The 19237-nt window shown below is 66.1% G+C and carries 22 protein-coding genes; 12 read left to right on the top strand and 10 right to left on the bottom strand.

What is annotated here, in order from left to right:
* Positions 1-96: 96 nt before the first annotated feature.
* A complete protein-coding gene (locus JOF43_RS22840; protein WP_209905236.1) occupies positions 97-1026 on the top strand; it encodes an EamA family transporter in 930 nt (309 codons plus the stop codon).
* Positions 1026-1931 (top strand): arginase family protein, encoded by a 906-nt coding sequence (locus JOF43_RS21865; RefSeq protein ID WP_209905235.1) that lies wholly within the window; start codon positions 1026-1028, stop codon positions 1929-1931. The genes JOF43_RS22840 and JOF43_RS21865 overlap by 1 nt, the downstream gene beginning before the upstream one ends.
* Positions 1932-2062: 131 nt before the next feature.
* On the opposite strand, the gene JOF43_RS21860 is transcribed toward JOF43_RS21865, so the two are convergent.
* Positions 2063-2593 (bottom strand): pyridoxamine 5'-phosphate oxidase family protein, encoded by a 531-nt coding sequence (locus JOF43_RS21860; protein ID WP_209905234.1) that lies wholly within the window; start codon positions 2591-2593, stop codon positions 2063-2065.
* 143 nt (positions 2594-2736) lie between these two features.
* Entirely contained in the window at positions 2737-4164 is a 1428-nt protein-coding gene (locus JOF43_RS21855) for an MFS transporter (RefSeq protein ID WP_209905233.1), read from the bottom strand.
* Between the two features lie 106 nt (positions 4165-4270).
* On the opposite strand from JOF43_RS21855, the gene JOF43_RS21850 reads away from it, so the two are divergent.
* A complete protein-coding gene (locus tag JOF43_RS21850) occupies positions 4271-5221 on the top strand; it encodes a LysR family transcriptional regulator (protein ID WP_209905232.1) in 951 nt (316 codons plus the stop codon).
* Positions 5149-5772, top strand: a complete 624-nt coding sequence (locus tag JOF43_RS23225) for a phosphatase domain-containing protein (RefSeq protein ID WP_342592259.1) — start codon at positions 5149-5151, stop codon at positions 5770-5772. The genes JOF43_RS21850 and JOF43_RS23225 overlap by 73 nt, the downstream gene beginning before the upstream one ends.
* 116 nt (positions 5773-5888) lie before the next feature.
* Here JOF43_RS23225 and JOF43_RS21845 read toward each other — a convergent pair whose 3' ends face one another.
* Positions 5889-6314: a MerR family transcriptional regulator gene (locus JOF43_RS21845; RefSeq protein ID WP_209905231.1), complete on the bottom strand. Its 426-nt coding sequence runs from the start codon at positions 6312-6314 to the stop codon at positions 5889-5891.
* Between the two features lie 152 nt (positions 6315-6466).
* Between JOF43_RS21845 and JOF43_RS21840 the strand changes: the two genes are divergently transcribed.
* From JOF43_RS21840 to JOF43_RS21830, 3 genes are all read left to right on the top strand, one after another.
* Positions 6467-6883, top strand: coding sequence for a DUF1772 domain-containing protein (locus JOF43_RS21840; RefSeq protein ID WP_209905230.1), 417 nt, complete (start codon positions 6467-6469; stop codon positions 6881-6883).
* A 774-nt stretch (positions 6884-7657) separates the two neighbouring features.
* Positions 7658-8206, top strand: coding sequence for a GrpB family protein (locus JOF43_RS21835; protein WP_209905229.1), 549 nt, complete (start codon positions 7658-7660; stop codon positions 8204-8206).
* Positions 8207-8214: 8 nt separating this feature from the next.
* Entirely contained in the window at positions 8215-8847 is a 633-nt protein-coding gene (locus tag JOF43_RS21830) for a hypothetical protein (protein WP_209905228.1), read from the top strand.
* Between the two features lie 96 nt (positions 8848-8943).
* Here JOF43_RS21830 and JOF43_RS21825 read toward each other — a convergent pair whose 3' ends face one another.
* From JOF43_RS21825 to JOF43_RS21815, 3 genes are read right to left on the bottom strand one after another with little or no spacing between them, the layout of a single operon-like run.
* On the bottom strand, positions 8944-9690 hold the full coding sequence (locus tag JOF43_RS21825; protein ID WP_209905227.1) for an ABC transporter permease: 747 nt from the start codon (positions 9688-9690) through the stop codon (positions 8944-8946).
* A 6-nt stretch (positions 9691-9696) separates the two neighbouring features.
* Entirely contained in the window at positions 9697-10449 is a 753-nt protein-coding gene (locus JOF43_RS21820; protein ID WP_209905226.1) for an ABC transporter permease, read from the bottom strand.
* Positions 10446-11345: an ABC transporter ATP-binding protein gene (locus JOF43_RS21815; RefSeq protein WP_209905225.1), complete on the bottom strand. Its 900-nt coding sequence runs from the start codon at positions 11343-11345 to the stop codon at positions 10446-10448. Before JOF43_RS21815 ends, JOF43_RS21820 begins: the two co-directional genes overlap by 4 nt.
* A gap of 205 nt (positions 11346-11550) precedes the next feature.
* Between JOF43_RS21815 and JOF43_RS21810 the strand changes: the two genes are divergently transcribed.
* Positions 11551-12681 carry a sensor histidine kinase gene (locus JOF43_RS21810; RefSeq protein ID WP_209905224.1) on the top strand — a complete coding sequence of 377 codons (1131 nt, stop codon included), beginning with the start codon at positions 11551-11553 and terminating at the stop codon, positions 12679-12681.
* Positions 12678-13346 (top strand): response regulator, encoded by a 669-nt coding sequence (locus JOF43_RS21805; protein WP_342592258.1) that lies wholly within the window; start codon positions 12678-12680, stop codon positions 13344-13346. The genes JOF43_RS21810 and JOF43_RS21805 overlap by 4 nt, the downstream gene beginning before the upstream one ends.
* Positions 13347-13389: 43 nt before the next feature.
* Here JOF43_RS21805 and JOF43_RS21800 read toward each other — a convergent pair whose 3' ends face one another.
* Complete coding sequence (locus JOF43_RS21800) at positions 13390-14268, bottom strand: arginase family protein (RefSeq protein WP_209905223.1); 879 nt, start codon at positions 14266-14268, stop codon at positions 13390-13392.
* Positions 14269-14514: 246 nt separating this feature from the next.
* Between JOF43_RS21800 and srmL the strand changes: the two genes are divergently transcribed.
* Entirely contained in the window at positions 14515-15633 is a 1119-nt protein-coding gene (gene srmL, locus JOF43_RS21795; protein WP_209905222.1) for a PheS-related mystery ligase SrmL, read from the top strand.
* 42 nt (positions 15634-15675) lie between these two features.
* Here srmL and JOF43_RS21790 read toward each other — a convergent pair whose 3' ends face one another.
* Positions 15676-15879 (bottom strand): hypothetical protein, encoded by a 204-nt coding sequence (locus tag JOF43_RS21790; RefSeq protein WP_209905221.1) that lies wholly within the window; start codon positions 15877-15879, stop codon positions 15676-15678.
* Between the two features lie 139 nt (positions 15880-16018).
* Complete coding sequence (locus JOF43_RS21785; RefSeq protein WP_245354651.1) at positions 16019-16567, bottom strand: SDR family oxidoreductase; 549 nt, start codon at positions 16565-16567, stop codon at positions 16019-16021.
* Here JOF43_RS21785 and JOF43_RS23330 point away from each other — a divergent pair.
* On the top strand, positions 16530-16871 hold the full coding sequence (locus JOF43_RS23330) for an AAC(3) family N-acetyltransferase (protein ID WP_209905441.1): 342 nt from the start codon (positions 16530-16532) through the stop codon (positions 16869-16871). The genes JOF43_RS21785 and JOF43_RS23330 overlap by 38 nt on opposite strands.
* A 102-nt stretch (positions 16872-16973) precedes the next feature.
* Positions 16974-17648 carry a SagB/ThcOx family dehydrogenase gene (locus tag JOF43_RS21775; RefSeq protein WP_209905220.1) on the top strand — a complete coding sequence of 225 codons (675 nt, stop codon included), beginning with the start codon at positions 16974-16976 and terminating at the stop codon, positions 17646-17648.
* A 95-nt stretch (positions 17649-17743) separates the two neighbouring features.
* Here JOF43_RS21775 and JOF43_RS21770 read toward each other — a convergent pair whose 3' ends face one another.
* A complete protein-coding gene (locus JOF43_RS21770; protein WP_209905219.1) occupies positions 17744-19159 on the bottom strand; it encodes an aminotransferase-like domain-containing protein in 1416 nt (471 codons plus the stop codon).
* Between the last annotated feature and the right edge of the window lie 78 nt (positions 19160-19237).

Genomic DNA, 19237 nt, shown 5'->3' with positions numbered 1-19237 from the left:
TACTAGACGATTTACTTCACGAAAGATCGCTGGACCTACACGAACTTCAATGCGCACCCTTGATGTATGACCAGGTTTCCCGCTCCTTTGCTGGTGGTGTACAGCGTGCTCAGCGTCCAGTTCGGCCAGGCGATCGGCAAGAGCCTCTTCGGGCCTGTCGGGCCCGGCGGCGTGGTCGCCCTGAGGCTCGGTCTGGCATCGCTCGTCCTGTTGCTGATCTTCCGCCCGGCCCTGCCGCGCGGTCGGGCGAACGTGGTCCTGGTGCTCGGTTTCGGCACCGCGATCGCGGGGATGAATCTGATCTATCCGGCGATGCAGTATCTGCCCCTGGGGTTGGCGACGTCGCTGCAGCTGCTCGGGCCCATCACGCTAGCCCTGCTCACCGCTCGTCGACTACTCGATGCCGGGTTCGCCGCCCTCGCCGGCCTCGGTGTCTGGCTGTTCCACTCCCCGGCCGGAGCGCACTACGCGCTGCCAGGCATCCTTTTGGCCCTGGCCTCCGGGGCGGCGATGGCTGCGTATCTGTTGTTGAGCAGACGAGCCGGAGCTCACATGGCGGCAGCTGCGCCTCTGGTGTGGGCGGTCACCTGGGCCGCCGTGCTGACCGTGCCAATCGGCGTCGCCGAAAGCGGGGCCGCACTGCTCGACTCCCGTGTGCTGGCAATCGGGCTGGTCGTGGCCGTCATGGCCGTGGTCCTGCCTTACTCGCTCGAGCTGGTGGCCCTGCGCCGCATCCCGCCGCGGATCGTCGGGATCCTCCAGAGTCTCGAGCCCGCCGCAGCCGGACTTGCTGGCACGCTCATCCTGGCCGAGCACCTGGACGCCTTGCAGTGGCTGGCACTCGTCTGCGTCGGCGCTGCCAGCGCCGGCACCGTCGTCGGCCACCGACGCCGGAAGTCGCCAGCCACCGACCGGAGGGGTGGGGAGAATGGACTATTGACTCGTCGGCCGCAGCGTCGGCCGGCCGAGGAAGCGACCGGGCACACTAGACACCGTGCCGCGCAGGAAACCGAAACGGAGACTTGATGACAGTACTCAACGTAATCGGCGTGCCCAGCAGCGCCGGCAGCTACTCACCCGGCCAGGAGCAAGCGCCAGCGGCACTGAGAGCGGCCGGGCTGATCGAGGCACTCACCGACGCCGGCAATAACGTCCGCGACCACGGCGACCTGACCGAGCAGACGTGGAAACCCGACCGCGACCGGCCCTTTGCCCAGAACCTACCCGAGGTCGTGCAGTCGGTGCACGAACTCACCACCGCCGCCACTGACCTGCTCGGCACTTCAGATGAGCGGCTGCTCGTGATGGGCGGAAACTGCACGACCGCCCTCGGGACCTGCAACGGGCTGCGATGCGCCGGGGCTGCACCAGGTCTGGTCTACATCGACCGCCACTTCGACCTCAACACCCCCGACAGCACCACCGAGGGAGCCCTGGACTGGATGGGCCTGGCCCACGCGCTGGACCTGGACGGGGCCGTCCCCGAACTGGTCGACGCCCTCGGCCCCGGCCCGCTGCTGCGACCCTCCCGGCTGGCCTTCCTCGGCGTGGACGAGACCCAGGCCACCGACTGGGAACGCACGCAGGTCGAGCGACTCGGCCTGCACGTCGTGCCGCAGGACGAACTGGTGCAGGCACCGGCTCGGGCCGCGGTCGCAGCGAGGGAGGCCCTCCGGCCTGGTCCGTTCGCCGTGCACGTCGACGTCGACGTCATCGACTTCATCGACGCGCCCCTCGCTGAGAACGTCAATGGGCGCAACAGCGGGCCAACGATCGAGCAACTCGAGCAGGCCCTGGCGCGTCTCTGGGGCGACCCGGACTGCCGGGCACTGTCGGTCGGCGAACTCAACCCCGTCCACGCCGCCGCCGACCCCGAGGCCCTCCCCCGCTTCATCGCTGCACTGGCCAGGGCGCTGGCCCCGCGCCGGTAGCCACGCTCTGGAGAATCACGCATTAGCATGCACACAAGACAGGTCCGTTGAGGGGTCAACCGTCAAGGGGCGCAACTGGCGAAGGAACATCCTGCGAGTCAATCGCGGAGGGCCGCGATCGCCTCACCCTCCTACCGGGGCACGGGTCGGCCTGTCGCAACCTCCGGCCCGGTTCCTCTCGGTTGTGGTGCGCCGAGTTGGTAGGACTGGTCTCGAACGACAGCGGTGACGGGATCGAACCGCAGGAGAACCCAGCTCTCGTCGCCGAGGATTCCGGTGAAGCGCGAATCCCAGCCGGATTCGTCGGGACCGAGGTAGCGACGCAGGAGCCGGCGAACGCGGCCTGGTTCCTGCGGGGTGAGGACTGCGTGTCCTCGGAACCCGACATGCAGAACCCGGCCGGTAGCGACGTCGAAGTCGACGATGCCGACTGCGCAGCGTCCATCGGCTTCGACCCGACGTGGGAACGAGTCACCGTCGTAGTTGCCGAGGGTCCAGATCGATCCGGCTTCCCAAAGGAACCACAGAGGCGAATCACGAGGTCCCTCCTTCGATGCGGTCGCCAGGTGCGCGAACAAGGGCAGCGCGAGCACTTCCTCCAAGAGCGACTCTGCGTCTGCAGCCTCCGCGTCGAAGTTCGCTTCTTCGGCGATGATTTTCATGGTTCTCTCCCCCTGAAAATTGTTGTCAACGATACGCAACGTAGCTCTGAGTGAACTCCTTATGGTGTCCGCATGGGCGCGCTCCCGAGTTGAGCCTCGAGGGGTTCTCGAGCGTGCGTCGACACCGCGATCATGCTTTGCTGCTATAGGGCTCTCAAATGTGTCCTGCTGTGCTGACGTCTGGTGGTGCTGAGGATGATGAGGCTGGCTGCGATGGTGAAGAGCGCGTAGAAGAACGCGGTCAGGCCCAGGGTAGTCTCGGTTCCGGGTCCGTAGACGGCCTCCACGGAGGGACTGCCACCGATGGAGGTGCCGAGATGGATGGCTGCGACTCCGAGGACGGCGATGCCGGTCCCTGAGCCGAGGGCGAAGGCGCTCTCCTGGATCGCTCCGGCATCGGCGGTGCGGTCCTCCGCGGCGGTGCTCATCACGGCGTTGGCACCGATAGCCATGACGATCCCGGAGCCGAACCCGAGCGTGATCATACCCGCCAGGTGGCCTGTTCCAGACGGGCTGGCCAGCACGAGAGACCCGACAGCAGTCAGGGCCAGCCCGCCGACGATGACGTGCTTCTGAGTCAACCGCCGCTGCAGCAGAGGCCCGAGCAGTCCCCCGACTGCCATCGCGGCGGCCAGCGGGATGAGTGCGATCCCGGCGTCGACGGCCGAGAGCCCGTCGACGACCTGGTAGCGCAGGGTCAGCAGATACAGCGTCCCATTGAACACGCCCAGGGTCACCGCGATCACCACAGCCGAGACGGCCAGCAGACGATCGGCGAACAGGCGCACATCGAGGAAGGGCCGCGGCAGGCGCAGCTGCCGGATGACGAACAGCACCGCGGCCACGGTACCCACACCGGCCGCCACCCAGGTCAGCCACGAGGGCACGCCGGGCTGAGTGAGTGCTTTCAATCCGGCGATGAGCAGGCCGACTGCCGCGGCAGACAGGCCCGCGCTGAGCGCGTCCAGGCTCGGAGGGTCCGGGTTCGTCGACTCCGGCAGGATCATCCAGGCGGCGATGAGGCAGACCAGCAGGATCGGCACGTTGATCCAGAACACCCACTGCCACTGCGCGAAGTCCACGAGCCCTCCGCCGAGCAGAGGCCCCAGCGCAGAGCCGGTGCTGAAGCCCGCGGTCCAGACGCCGTAGGCCAGCGCCCGAAGCTGAAGCCCGGGAAAGGTCACGCGGATGATGGCGACGGTGCCGGCGATCAGCAGTGCCGAGCCGATGCCCTGCCCGACCCGCGCGGCGATCAGCACCGCCCCGGTCGGCGCGAGCCCTGCGAGAATAGCGCTGACGATCGCCACACCCAGGCCGAGCAGGTAGAGGCGTTTGCGACCGTAGCGGTCGGCGACCACTGCGGCCGGAACCAGCACCACCCCCGCGGCCAGTGCGTAGATATCGGCGACCCACAGCGACTGCACGGACCCCAGGGACAGCGCCTCATTCAGCGTCGGCAGGGCCACGGTCACCTTGGTCATGTCCGTGCCACCGACCAGCATCACGGTGCCGAACACGGCCAGCACACCCAGAAGGGTCCGGTTCAGCGTGGGTCGTCTCGCATCCTTCATTGTCAGTGCCATCCAGAGGTCGGGATCAGGGATATCTCCAGTCTGGAGACCACCGATCACCGACGTCTAGGTTCCGTTTTTCACCGGAATCGTGCACCATGAGTGCATGATAGATACGCGGCTCAACCTGCTGATCGCCGTGTGCGAGTACGGCACCGTCACCGCAGCCGCCGAAGCGCTCTACCGCAGCCCCTCGGGTGTCTCCAAGCAGCTCAAGGAACTCGCGACCGAGCTGGACGTCGATCTGCTCGAACGTCACGGCCGCCGTGTCCGGCTGACCCCGGCCGGGCAGCGCCTGGTCACCCACGCCCGCGCACTCAATGCGCAGTGGGAGACCGCGCTGAGCGACACCACCGCCGCTGCCCGGCAGCTCTGCGGCCCGGTGGTCCTCGGCGGGTTTCCCACTGCGATCTCCTCGCTGCTGACCCCCGCTGTTGTGCGGTTGAGAGCACGCCACCGCCTGCTGCAGCCGGTCATCAAGGAGATCTTCTCCCGCGAGACCCTGACCGCGCTGGAATCCGGCACCATCGATCTCGGGCTGTTCGTGGCCGGCGAGTCCACCAGCCACGTCACCGACAGCCACATCGAGGTGATCAGCCTGCTCGACGACCCGATCGACCTGCTCGTGCCCGAAGACCACCGGTTCGCCCACAGCGACCAGATCAGCCTGGACGACGCGGCAGACGAGGAATGGATCTCCGGCCACGCGCATCAAGACGCCTACATCGAACTGCTGGCCGCGACCCGCGCCATCGGCTACGCCCCGCGCGTGGCCCACTACGCCCAGGAACTCACCGCCACCACCGCCATGGTCGCCGCCGGCCTCGGCATCTCCGCCGTCCCCCGGATCGCCATGTCCGTCTCCCACCCGAAGGTGGTCCAGATCCCTCTCGCCGGCAGCCAGATACCCCGACGCAGGATTCTGCTCGCACTACGCCGCGGCTCGCGCGACAACCCCCGCATCGCCGCAGCGATCACTGCCCTGTGCGACGCCGTCACGGGCTCCGAAGCCCCGCATGTCGAGGAGACAAGTCAGGAACGACCCGGCGTCTGCTGACACTTCAGCCGTGCTCAGCGCACCCTCCACGCTCGGAGCGTGGCGTTCCTGGGTTTATTCCGCAACCGAATCGTCTACTGGCACAGGCGTCTCGCGCCGTCACCGGTAGTCTGGCGATCGTGAATGGGTGGAACGCCTCGGAGTCTGGAGTCCTTGTCCTTCCCTCAGGTCGGCTCGTCCGTGGGCGCAGCCTGCGACACCTGAGGCCCGATGACAGTGTCCCGGACTTCGGGCTCTACCTGCTCAACCAGCAGCCGCAGCCCGTGCCATGGGAAGTGCGGTGGGTCCGATGGCCGGACTTTCGGTTGCCCGTCGACCGCGGCGACGCCCAAAACGCACTGCACGAAGCGTGGCATCGTGCTCGCGCAGAGCGCGTGGAAGTCGCCTGCGGTGGCGGCTGCGGTCGGACCGGCACCGCACTCGCCTGCCTGGCGGTGCTCGACGGCGTGCCCGCTCGTGAAGCCGTAACGTACGTTCGCAAATACTACGACCCACGGGCGGTCGAGACTCCGTGGCAGCGCCGATACGTCGCCCGTTTCACTGCGCCATAGAGGAGCGGGACGTGCGCAAGGCGGTGGCCCCGATGGTTGAGCAGAGGTGCGGTTTCGCTCACGGGGGCGGTCAGGGCACGATGGGACCTGTGAACGCGGGCGGCATCGCCCGACGGTCACCGCCCGGGTTGGTCGAGGTCGCGCAGGATCGTGGGATCGACCCCGTCGAGGAGCAGGTCGAGTGCGCCTTGCATGGACGGGCACGCTGAGGCCTGGTGGCTCTCGGGGCAGTCTCGTGCCGATGCCAGGAGTTCTCGCGCGCCGCGGGCGTTTTCGATGAGGTGGTCGAGTCGTTGAATCTCTTCCTCGGCAGCGTGGCGGCGTTGCCGAGGTGACGCGTCGAGGACGGTCGCGGCCGCCGTCAGCCGGAAGCCGAGTGTTCCAGCCAGCTTCAACAGAGCGATACGCCGCATCTCGGCTCGGCCGTAGCGCCGCTGCCCACCGTGCCGCGCTGGCGCTACCAGGCCCTGCCTTTCCCAGTACCGCAGTGCCGAGGATGCGACGCCGGCCCGGGCGGCGGCTTCACCAGTGGAAAACTGCATGCACCCACCTTGCCCTGAACCCGGGTTCACCGTCCAGGCTGGACCACATGAAACCTGTAACACGCGCACTCTTGTCCACACTGGTCGTCGTATCGCCAGTCGTTGCACCCCTGGTGGCCCGCCACCGGCCGGCTCTTCGTACGGTGGCGCTGGTGTCCTCCGCGGTGACGCTCGGGCTGTCGATGGCTCACGCCCTGGAGCTGCCGGCCAAGCGGCGGATGGAAACAGCACAGTGGTGGAACTTGTCGCGGACGCTGTATCGGCCCTGGTTCGGTCGGGCCGGCCACGCCGAAGGCATCGCATTGCTGGCTGTTCCGGCACTGGCGGTGATGGACCCCGATTCCCGGCGTCAATCGTTGACCAGCAGCTGCGCACTACTTCTGGCGAACCCGGTGCTGTTCTTCAGCCTGGTTGCTGAGACCAACAGGGCGACGCTGCGGTACGGCGATGAGGTGCCTCTCGATGTCATCGCTCTGCGAGACCGGTGGGAATTCGGTCATCTGGGCCGGTTTATGTGCCACCTGGTCGCCTTCCTCGCCCTCGCCTGGCAGAGCAGCCGCGAGAGCTAGTCATGGCACCGAAGGTAAGGAGCCGAGCGAGTTCGTGGTGGTGGGCCGAGCTGCCGGTCGCTGGGTTACTGCTCGCGTCGGTACTGGTTGTCGGCTTATCTGCGCTGCACCTGGTGATGGGAGGTTGCTGGGCTGGGGCCACGATCTGGCACCTGGCCACTCGAAACCGTCCCCTGCGAAGACGGCCGACGATCAGAGCCCGGCGCGATATCTGGCGCAGGATGAGCACCGTCCTGGCTGCGGTAGTCCTCTTGCTCGCTCTGGGGACTGTGGTCAGCGGAGTCGCCCGAGGTCTGGGCGTCCCCGCGGATAGGGCCTGGCACGGAGGCCTGAGTTGGATGCTGCTGGCCGCTACTATAGGGCACGTCCTGATGGTCAAGGTCGTCCCCCGGGTGAAGCGGAGCGCCCGAGCCACGCGCACAAGTTCTGATCGCGCCGATTAAACGTCGGCAGGCCCCGTATCTCTGCACTCGTTGTGCCGTAAGAGGATCCGCTTGCGGACGACGGACATGCCCGATCGGCACAGACATCGAACCAGAACGCTGCCTGCTGTTCCAGCGGAAGATCGAACGGCTCGACAGCGTGCTTCTTGAACACGATACAAACGTATCCGGGCAAGGGGCCATGTTGAGGCGCGGTGACCCAGCAGTGCGTGCCTTCGGCGATGACGTCACTCGGTGTCTCTGACGAACAGATCAGGCACTCGGACCGATGAGGCATGTACTGATCTTACCGACCCTGCCAATAAGGATCGGCGAATGAGACGATGGACTCATGAGCGAGTGGCCGACGTGGGCGACCGAGCAGGTGCGTGTTCGACCGCCCGAGGAGGGATGGCAGCGACGCGGGGCGCAGCTGTGCCGGGAGCTGGATGACGTGCTCTCCCGCTGGCTGGTCGTCCCGACTCAGCACGTCGGCTCGACCGCCGTGCCCGGCCTGGCGGCCAAGCCGATCATCGACGTGCAGGCCGCCGTGGTCGATCTCAGCTGCGCCGACGCCATAGCGCAAGGCCTGTCCCCTGCTGGCTGGCACCTTGTCCCTGCCGACCTCGACGCAAGGCCGTGGCGTCGCTTCCTGGTCCAGGTGGTCGACGACCACCGCACGGCGCACCTGCACCTGCTGCCGGCCAGCAGCCCGCGCTGGGCCGAGCAGGTGGCGTTCCGCGATGCGCTGCGCGCCGACCCGGCGCTCGTGCGCCGCTACGCGGAGCTGAAACGGACGTTGGCCATCGAGCATGCCACCGACCGTGAGGCGTACACAGAGGGGAAGGCTGACTTCGTCCGCATGGTCCTCGACAATCAGTCGAGCCCTGGCCAGGAGTAATGACCTTCTTGGAGGCCGGACGACTGGATGCGACGCCGGTTGTCGGAGACAATGAAAATATGCTCCTCAGCAACGATGCCGCCCGTGGCATCTCCGACGGGACAATCAGCCTCGTGTTCCGGCGCTGGCAGCATCCCGACGTCGCCGCCGGCGACACCCTGCGGACGGTCGCCGGTGTGGTCGCCATCGACTCGGTCACTGCGATCGACCCCTCGGAGATCAGCGTCGCCGACGCGACGGCCTCCGGTGCCGGGTCACCGACCGAGTTGCTGTCCTCCTTGCGTGGGTCCAGCGATCAGACCCTCTACAGGATCGCCGTGCACTGGCACGGTCCGGATCCCCGAGACGCCCTGAGCGCCGAGAGCACGCTCTCCCACGAGCAAGTCGACCAGATCGGCCGGCGGCTGGCCAGCCTGGACAAGCGCAGCAGCCACGGCGCGTGGACGCACGCCACGCTGCACCAGATCGTGGTCTGCCCCGGGCGACCAGCACGCGACCTCGCCGAGGCACTCGGGCGCGACAAAGAGGGCCTCAAGCTCGACATCCGCAAGCTCAAGAACCTCGGCCTCACCCGCAGCCTCCAGGTCGGCTACCAGATCGCGCCTCGGGGAGCCGCGTACCTCGCCGCGATCGACCCATAGGGAGGCCTCACTGCGCCGCTGCACGGGGATTCGCCTCTCGCAGCTTCCCTGCACTGATCCAGCGATGGTGCGTAATCGCCTGGAGCCGGTTCGGCGTTACCGGAGTTTGATGGTGCGCAGAGCGGCGACGGAGACGGCAGCGATGATCACCGTGAGACCAAGTGCTGCGGCAAGGATCGGTAGGACGTCGGCGGCAGTGAGGGAACCAGAGTTCACAACGGCGACCGAGCCGAGGTTCAGCGTGCGCGTGTTGATCGCCTGAGGTACCAGGAAGCTCAGCGGGCGCAGTGCGGCTGAGGTGATGGCCGGTACTGCGGCGACGCAGCCGACGAGACAGATCGCAATCGGTGCGCCGAAGGATTTCAGCAGCATCGACAGCAGCGACTGGGCCGCGATCAGCGGCAACGCGGCGACGATAGCCAGGAGACCGGCGAGGGTGAACTCCCACGGGATGGCTCCATCCAAACGCAGAATGAACGCACCGGAAAACAGCGTGGCAGCGACCAGCACGACCTGCATGAACGCCACGGGCACGGCGATCACAGCGATCTTGGCCACAACGAGTGTGATGGGTCCGGTGGTGGTCGTCAGCAGCAGGTTCCAGTTGGTGCCGCGGTGTTCGGCCCGCCAGGCGGTGGCGGCAATGATTGCAATGCCCATCGAGAAGAACAGCAGCCCATAGAACAGCACGGCCTGGGAGGTCAGTGATTCCCACCCGGAGTCGAGAGTCTCGGCATTGTTGGCGACATTGATCGCCCCGGTGGTCACCGCCAGCAGGGGCAGGACGAGAGCGATCAGCCAGGTCGTGGAGCGTTTGAGTTTGATCAATTCGGCACGGAACACAGGTGGTTACCTTTCGATGCGGTTCAAGCGGCGGGTGCCGGCCACGAACGCGGCGGCAGCGATAATGAGGAACGCCACCGGCCAGACGTAGGACGGGGTGGCGTAGGCGGCCTCGTCGCCGTTCTGGGTGATGTGGGTGATCACGGCGTAGTAGCCCCAGGGGATCACGTGGGTCACGGCCGCTGGCAGGAATAGGCTGAACACGGCGAGGAACGCGCCGAGCATGCCGATGCCGACACTGATGAGCTGGTTCTCGACGGCGGCGGCGAGCCAGATATGCAGTCCGCAGAAGGCCGTGTTGATCAGATACAGCCAGATCGTGTAGCCGACCCATGGACCGAGGTCGGTCGGTGCCGGCATGCCAGCGATCAGGCCTGCGCCGATCACGAGTGTCGTTTGCACTGCCGTAGCAGGCAAGAGAATGATCGCGAGGGCTGCGAGTTTGGCCCGGCACAGGTGTCCTGGGGTGTAGCCGGCGGTCGCGGCGAGCGTCCAGCCGGCTCCGGTGTGTTCGATGTCGGTTTGTCGGCTGGCGATGACGGCGGTCAGCAGGGGTGAGGTCATCGCGGCCATGAGCGTGTAGGTCAGCAGAAACGCCGCCCACGGCACCTGACTGGGATCATCGAACGTGGTCTGGGTGCTGCTGGAGAACTGCCAGACGCTGCTGATGAGCGCGACGGCAACGACGAGCGCGGCCACGACCGGGATCGTGCGCAGACGCCGCATCTTGCGAAACTCCAACCGAATTGCGCGTATCACAGCAGGCCCTCGCGTCCGGTGAGGTCCATGAAGACATCTTCGAGGCTCTGCTGGACGCGACGGACCTGATGGATCGGAACCCGGGCCGCGGCAAGCCGGTAGACCAGGTCGGCGGTCTGGTCCGGGTCCAGACCCGAGACCCGCAGGCCCTCGGGCCCGCGCGTCGCCGTGATCCCCAGGTCGAGGGCCGCTGCGGGCTCGGGTGTCTCGATGATCAGGTCCGGGATCGAATGTTCGAAGAGTTCTTCGCGCGCGCCTTGGAAGATCAGTGATCCGTTGGCGAGGATGCCGATGACGCTGGCCATCTTGTCGATCTCGTCGAGGAGGTGGCTGGAGACCATGACGGTGATGCCCTGCCCGGTCAGGTCGACCAGCAGGTCGCGGATTTCCTCGATGCCGGCGGGGTCGAGGCCGTTCGTCGGCTCGTCGAGTACGAGCAGTGACGGGTCACGGGCCAGTGCCATGGCGATGCCCAGGCGCTGCTTCATGCCCAGGGAGTAGTTGCGCACCAGCTTGTCCTTGTGCGCGTTCAGCCTCACCGTGGTCAGGGCCCGTTTGACCTGAGCGGTCGGCAGGCCGAGCATGTCCTGGACGATGCGCAGGTTTTCGGCCCCGGTCAGGTGGCCGTAGCCCGGTGGTGCCTCGATCATCGACCCGATCGACGGCAACAGCTTCGTGCGGGACGCTGGGGTCAGCGGCTGGCCGAACAGCTCGATCTCGCCCTCGGTGGGCCGGGTCAGGCCCAGCAGCATTTTCATGGTCGTGGACTTGCCCGACCCGTTGGGGCCGAGGAACCCGTAGATCGCACCCTCGGGCACGTGCAGGTCGAGAGAGTCGACGGCTGTGTGGTTGGTGAAGGTCTTGGTCAGGTGGTGGGTGGTCACTGCGGCGCTCATCAGCGCCTCGCTTCAAACGTCATACCCCCAACGATCCCCGTCCCGGCGGGGTGACTGAACATACCGGGGTCTGAACCATGCCCGGCCGCGACTTCATACCGTGGTAGGAGCCAGCCCGTCGAGCCGACCGGTATCGTGGAAAGTTATGAAATCTCCACCCGAGCGTGTCGTCACGAGGCTTCCCGACATCGTGACACGCTCGGGAATGACAGATGTCGCCGTCGGTCTCATCCTGTGCGCGGTCGGTCTTCTCGCCTGGCCACCGATCCCGTTGTCGGCCGGGCAGTCGATTGGATACGTCCTCATCGTCATCGGTGCGTCCCTGGCCATCGGGTTCCGCCGCCGGGTGCCGCGCACCGCGCTGACGGTCCTCGCGGTGCTTCTGCTGGTCCACCTCCTGGTCTTCGACGTCCCCAGCGTCGTCGCCGGTCTCGCCTGTCTCGTAGCCGCTTACACGACGCAGACCCAGCTCGTGCCACCGTGGCGCTGGGGCTTCCTGGCAGCGATCTATGCCGGTGGGCTGGCGGCCATGTTGGACTCGACCGCACTGAGCGACGATTGGCAGACACGGGCCTTCGCGGTCGCGTCTGTCAGTGTGGCGATCTCCCTTGCCGCGACTCTCGGCATGCTGCGGCGTCACCGTCGCACGCGCTACGAGCTGGCGGTCGAACGCGCCGCGGTCCTGGAAGGACAACTGGACACCGAACGACGACTGGCCGCCTTCGAGGAACGCCACCGTGTCGCCCGAGAGATGCACGATATCCTCGGCCATTCCCTCAACGCGATCGCCGCCCAGGCCGAAGGTGCCCGGTACATCCTCACCTCCGACACGGCCCGGGCAGATCGGGCGCTTCACGACATCGCCGTCCTTAGCCGCACGGCCGTCGACGATGTCCGCGACGTCATCGACGTCCTGCGCACCGAGGACGAGGACGTCTCCCCTCGCCCGGACCCGACCCTGCGGAACCTCGCCGATCTCGTCACCACCCTCCAGACCCCGAAGACGATGATCAAGCTGCAGGTCGACGGCGACGTCGATGCCGTTCCCAGCCGCGTCAGCCTGGCCGCTTATCGCATTGCTCAAGAAAGCCTGACCAACGCCATCAGGCACGGTCGGTCCCCGATCACCGTCCGCCTGGCCATTGATGCCGGCAGCCTCGACATGACGGTGATCAACCCCGCCACGAGCCCCGCAGCCGATGGTGGACGTCAGGGGCACGGCTTGATCGGCATGGCCGAACGTGCCCACGTGTACGGAAGTGCGTTCGATGCAGGACCAGATGCCGCGACCGGCGTGTGGAGAGTCCACGTCCACCTGCCCTGGAACCGATCGTGATCACGATCGCCCTGGCCGACGATGACCCTCTCTTCACCGCCGGGCTCGCCATGGTCCTCGACGCCCAAGAAGGCCTGCATGTCCTTTGGCAGGCGGTCGACGGAGCCGACGCGATTCGCCAACACCGCCACACAGAACCCGATGTCCTCCTGCTCGACATCCAGATGCCGGGCACCGACGGGCTCACCGCCATCCGGCAGCTCGTCAACGAGGACACCAGAGCCCGAATCATCATCCTGACCACATTCGAATCCGATGAATACGTCCTCACGGCCATCGAAGCCGGCGCGGCGGGGTTTCTGCTCAAGAACACACCGCCGGAGACACTCATCGAGGCAATCCATACCGTCTACCACGGGGATTCCGTGATCTCTCCCGGGCCAACGCGGCGTCTGTTCTCGACCTTCCGCAACCGGCCCACACCCAGTATCGGCTCGGGCTCTGTCACCGAACAACAGATACCGGCCGATCTCACCTCCAGAGAGTCAGAGGTCCTGACGCTGATCGCGCGGGGGCTGTCGAATCAGGAGATCTGCGATCGACTCTGGCTGTCGATGCCCACCATCAAGACCCACATCGGCAACCTCCTCGCCAAAACTCACTCCCGCGACCGTGTCCAACTCGTCCTCTATGCGCTGCGTAATGGTATCGCCTCCGCACAATGACGGACGGTTCCAGGTCAGGAGAGGATTGGCGCTGATTCTGGAGTCACCTGTTGCTGGTGCCTGATCTTCGGCCCGCAACGAGTGCACCCAGAGCACCAAAGATCGTCAGCCCCGACCGCAGGGCACGGCCGTCGGTGTCGACGTCGGGGTTGTAGGAGGTCAGCGACACGCTGCGCACCGGCACCCGCTGCCCCACCTGGCCGATGGCTGCGGTGAGCTGGGAGAGGCTGGGCCCGGGCTCTTCGGCCCACTGCTCGTTAGCCAGCCCGTCAGACGAGTCGATGACGTCGAGATCGACATGCAGATGCACGCCCTCCACCTCGGCACCCAATCGATCGAGGGCTCCGGCCAAGAGCACCTCGTCGTCCAACTGAGTGGCAGTGACGACGCCGATCTGTGACTCATCGAGGAGCCGCTGTTCATCCGGGTCGATGGAGCGTTGCCCGACCAACAGAACGCGCCCGTCCGGCAGCGGTGCGAATCCAGGGATCTGGCCGGCCAAGTTCTGCCAGCAGCGTCCCGTCGCCACGGCGACCGGCATGCCGTCGAGGAAGCCACTGGTCGTAGTCTCGGGTGTGTTCGCGTCGGCGTGAGCGTCGAAAAACACGAGTCCGGTCGAGGCCGGCATGCCGCCGACCGCCCCGAGGATCGTGCTGCAATTGCCACCGAGGACGACCGGGGACTGCCCTGTCTCGATCGCGTCCGCGACCTCGGCAGCCAGCGCAACTTGGACGGCGAACGCGTTGCCGGTCCCATGATCAAGCTTCGCCGACCGCTCAGGCCTTTGGACCCAGCGCACCTCAACCTGGAGCCCCAGCTCCTCAAGGACGGTCACTGCACCGTGGTCGACAAATTGACGAGGACCTTGGCCCATACCGACATTTTCACGGCCGAGGTGGAACGGCGAGCAGATCAATCGCATAATGAGTTCATCGTAGAGGATCGGGTCGCGCCGACGACACTCTTTCTGGACTGTACGGCCACACTGTGATCCTCAGCTGCTGATATGGTGGTGAGCGTGAGTTGGCAGCAGCGATTTCTTGACCCCCGGCCGAAAGACGGCCGCGGGGTCCTTCACATGCGCCTTTAACGTCGCCGGATCTCCGTAGGCACGGCCGGGGGAAGCGATCCATCCTTCACCGGTCCGCCTCACTCAGGAGATCTCCCAATGCCTACTTCTCACTACCTCACACCTGACCAGATTCAGCGCGCCCTTGCTCTGCGGGATCTGACTGACCCTTCCCAGGGCGAGCACGCGATCCAGCAGCTGCTGACCTCGGTCGTGTCTGCCCTGCAAAATCGCTGGCACTGCACCGCCCGATACGTGCGGAACCCGCCTGTTGTCGCCGTCAGGGACAATTACGACCGGCTCGGCTACGACGCCACCGACGTCACTCGAGACCGCCGCTACACCCGCTACCTCAGCCCGACGACGATGCTGCGCAGCCACACGAGCGCAGAGATCCCCGGCGCTCTGGAATCATACGCCCACGATGCCGATATCGACGAGCTGGTGGTCGTTCCCGGCCTCGTCTACCGTCGCGACGTCGTCGACCGCAGCCATGTCGGCGAACCGCATCAGGTCGACCTCTGGCGCATCCGGGACACGCCCGACACCAGCGACGACGACATGCTCGACATGATCGACCGTCTCGTCGAGGCTGTATTGCCCGGTGCCGAGTGGCAGGTCACCGATGCGGTCCATCCGTATACCGTCGGCGGTCGCCAGATCGACCTGTGGCTCGACGGTGAATGGCTCGAACTGGCCGAATGCGGTCGCATCCACCCCGGTGTTCTTCGTAGCGCCGGACTCGACCCACAGCGGTGGTCAGGGCTGGCGCTGGGCATGGGATTGGAGCGGGCGCTGATGCTGCGCAAGTCCATTCCCGACATCCGGTACCTACGGGCGGCTGATCCCCGCATCGCCGCGCAGATGCAGCATCTGGGTCCGTGGGAGCACGTGTCGCCGTTGCCGCATGCACGGCGGGATATCTCCGTTGTCGTCCCGGATGACGACGACGAGGAAACCTTGGGCGATGTCATTCGATCATCACTGGGCGACGATGCCGAGGTCATCGAATCCGTCGAGCTGCTCGCTCTCACCTCGTATGGCGAGCTTCCCGAAGCGGCACGGGAACGGCTTGGTCTGCAACCGGGCCAAAGCAATATGCTGCTGCGAATCATCTTGCGGCCGATCGACCAGACACTGACCTCGGCCGACGCCAACGCCATTCGCAATGCCATCTATCGCGCAGTCCACCACGGCCCCGTCATGGAACTCATTTGACGGTCAGCACTCGGTATGGGAGCTATTGCCAGCGGGGGCGACTCAGGAGACCGTCGTCTCCCGGGTGATCACGCTCGGTTTTGTTGATCGTCCTAGTTGGTGGGCGTTGCGAGACTGGTCGGCCAGGTCGGGATCGATCTGCGCGGCGTGTTCCACGGCATCATCGGCGAGTTTGACCAGCCATCCACGCCGGTGTACCCGCTCACGGATCGTGTCGCCACCTGCGTCCAAGTGCACCGTCAGCACACGGTCACGAGGAATGCTTGGCAGCAGTCGTGTCAGGCGGTCGAGGACGTCCGATGAGTTCGGTCTCCGAGGCCAGCAAGCGGCCGGCCAGGCGGAGTTGATCGGCGTCCACGCTGCGTGGGCCTCGAGGCGACGAGACTCAGTTTGTTCTCCGCGGCGCGACACCGCGTGGACGCCAGCGCCCGAAGCCGCCTTCGGTGTTGATGATCTGGCCGGTGACCCAGGACGCCTCCTCGGTGGTCAGCCAGGCGATGAGACGGGCCGGATCGTCGGGGTCGCCGTACCGGCCGAACGGAAACATCGGTTCGACCGCCTGCCACATCTCCTCGGTCAGATAGCCGGTGTCGACCGGACCGGGGTTGACGGTATTGACACGGACTCCACGATCGGCGAGCTGATCGGCGATGGTCGTGGTCACTCCAGCCAGGGCAGCTTTCGCCGCCGCGTATGCCACCTCTCCGGGCATCGGCCCCAAGTCTTGCCCAGAGGTCAGAAACACGATTGATGCACGACGGCTGTCGTCGTGGTGTGCGGCGAAGGCCTGGGCCAACATGATCGACGCTCGGGCATCGACCATCCAGTGTCGGTCCAGGTCTGCGGCGCTCAACTCGCCGATCGCGCCATCAGAGCCTGTCAGGGCCTGATTACAGATCAGCGCATCAACACGACCGAACGCCGTCGGACACAACCGCAACAGCTACCTGCACCACGCCGAGTCGCTGATCGCCCGGCCGCGGCTCAAGCAGCGCCGGTTCCCTGCGCTCGTCGACGGAGAACGGGTCTGGTGCGAGACCCTCGACGTCGGTGACGACAACGACACCCACTTCCCCGTCGTCGGCCACGATTACGAACGCCATGCTGGAATCCGCCCGTGCTACGTCGGCAATGCGAGAACTGTTCTGCTATCCGTTCGAGACTTCGTGCCCTTCGCCAGCCGCCGCCTCACCGAGCTACTTGACGAGAAGCGGGCGGTCGCTTCGCCCTCGCGCTGACAGATACCGATCCGCTCCCGCGTCAACAGCAACGCTCTGAGTTGGCGAACACCAGTGAGTCGACTCGTGAAACCATGGAAGTTCCAATGAACGGAGGGCTATTTGTCACAGAATCCCAACTGCGATCCGGCCAACGGCGACCATGATAAGCACAGAATTGTCCTCAAACCCCCGCAGGAGGGTGGACCTTTCGCGGAACTTCTGCGACACCGCAGGTCGACCAAATCGTACCGGAAGACTCCCATTGATCTCGAGACGCTGAGTCAGCTCTTGGGAACTGCGGTCGGCGGCGCATCCGCCACCCACCGGCCATACGGTTCGGCGCACGCCAGGTACGACATCGTGCTCACCGTGATTGCCGCCGCCGTAGACGGGCTCGCCCCGGCCGCCTACCGCTACCTACCCGCCGAACACGCCCTGGTCAATCTGGAAGAAGGAGATCACCGCTCACGCATAGCCGACGGGACGCTCGACGCGGACTGGCTGACCACGTGCCCTGCCATGCTGCTACTCTCGGTCGACCTCGCCGCCGCCAACGATGCGTTCGAAGCCCAGGAGGCAGGCCGCGGTGAACGCTTCTGCTGGTTCGAGGCGGGGCTGATTGCCCAAAACGTCTACCTATGGGCCGCTGAGAATACGCTCGGGACCGTCTTCCTCGGCGGCCTCGACTCCGTCGAGACCAGCACAGTTGCATGGCGGTTGGTGCCGCCATCGCACACGATGCTTGGCATCCTCCCTCTCGGTCACCCCGCTGAGGGAGCGGCATTCGAGTCCTGAGCAGACATGTTACCCGGCGCACCGTCAGCCCGCGCACCAGTCCCGGGGGTCGGGAACCGCTCCTTCTCGGTCGAAGCCACGCCACAGGTGCGTCCTTACGCGATCGCACACGGCGGGTGGTGGCCTGTGCGTCCGGCGAGGACCGCCGAGTAGAGCGCAGCGAGCCGGTCGACGCCGTCGCGTAGTTCGTCCCCGGGCAGCGTGAAGGGCAGGCGCAGGTACCGCTCGAACGCGCCCCCGACTCCGTACCGTGGCCCTGCTGCGAGCAACAGCCCGTGATCCGGGGCAGTGTTGGCCATTCGCGTGCTGATGGGCTCGGCCAGGCGCACCCAGAGACCGACGCCACCAGCAGGGACCGCGTATGTCACGCCAGGCAGCTGCGTCGACAGTGCGGTGCCGAGAGCGTTCAGCGCGCGGTGCCGCGCGAGCCGGGGTCCATCATCACGGATTCGGTCCCCTGCGATGAGCTCGGCCGCGGCCAGCTGCTCGAGGACCGGGTTGCCGAGGTCGAACAGACTGCGGGAGCGGACCAACCGATCGATGAGGTTCGTGCCCGCTCGCACCCAGCCGACACGCAGGCCTCCCCAGACGCTTTTGGACAGCGACCCAATCGTCACCATCTGCGGATGGTAAGCAGCCAGCGGCGTCATGGGCGAGAACGAGCATGGTCCCGCATCGACGTCGAGGAGGGTTTCGTCGACGATGGTCGGCGACGACAACCGCATTGAACGGCGGACATCCTCTGTCATCGTCAGGCCCGTAGGGTTCTGGAACTCCGGCGTCAGGTAGGTCAGGTCCGCGGTGCGGCTGGCCGCGGAGAAGCGCTCGGCATCCCAGCCATCGGCGACGCTGATCGGTGTGATGCGCGCGGACCGGTCGAGGAAGACTCGGATCGCATTGGGGTAGGTGGGATGCTCGATGACCACACGCCCATTACGGGGCAGCAGTTCATGGGCGACCAGCGCCAGCGCATGCTGTGCTCCATGGGTGACCATGATCTGGTCCGGGCCGGTAGGCAGGCCCCGTCGGCTGTAGCGGTCAGCGATCGCGCGTCGCAGTTCCGCGATCCCCGCGCGTTCGTACCCGTTCCCGGCGAAGTGGCGCGGCATGTAGTCCGTTGCAGCGCGGAAGGCCTCGTGGATCAATTCGCCCGGTGCCGCCGGGGACGCCGACGAGAAATCGATGACGTCTTCGACGCGGTGCGGTCGCAAGGTCTCCAGCGACGTTGCCGGCAGTGTCACGACGGCTCGCGTGCGGGAGTTGGTCTGTAGGAAACCGGACGCGACCAGGTTGCGATAGGCCGTCGATGTCGTCGTCCGGCTGACGTGCAGGGCTTCTGCCAGGGTCCGTTCGCTGGGAAGCTTGACACCGAGGGCGAGACGGCCGTCGACGATGAGTCGTTGAAGAGCTTCCGACAGGCCACGATGCGCGGCCCCGGTCCCGCTGTGCCACTGGCCGAGCAGGACTGCCAGTGCGTTTGCTTCCAGCCTCATCATGCCAGCATCGCCCATCTGGCTATGGAAATAAAGTCCAGTTCGGCCGAGAGTGGCAGATATGGTTTCCCGATTCTCAGCGTTCCGACCGTCCCG

The organism is Brachybacterium sacelli, assembly GCF_017876545.1.
Classification (GTDB): domain Bacteria; phylum Actinomycetota; class Actinomycetes; order Actinomycetales; family Dermabacteraceae; genus Brachybacterium; species Brachybacterium sacelli.
Note: the sequence above shows the minus strand (reverse complement) of the source record. Positions and strands in the feature narration are given on the sequence as shown.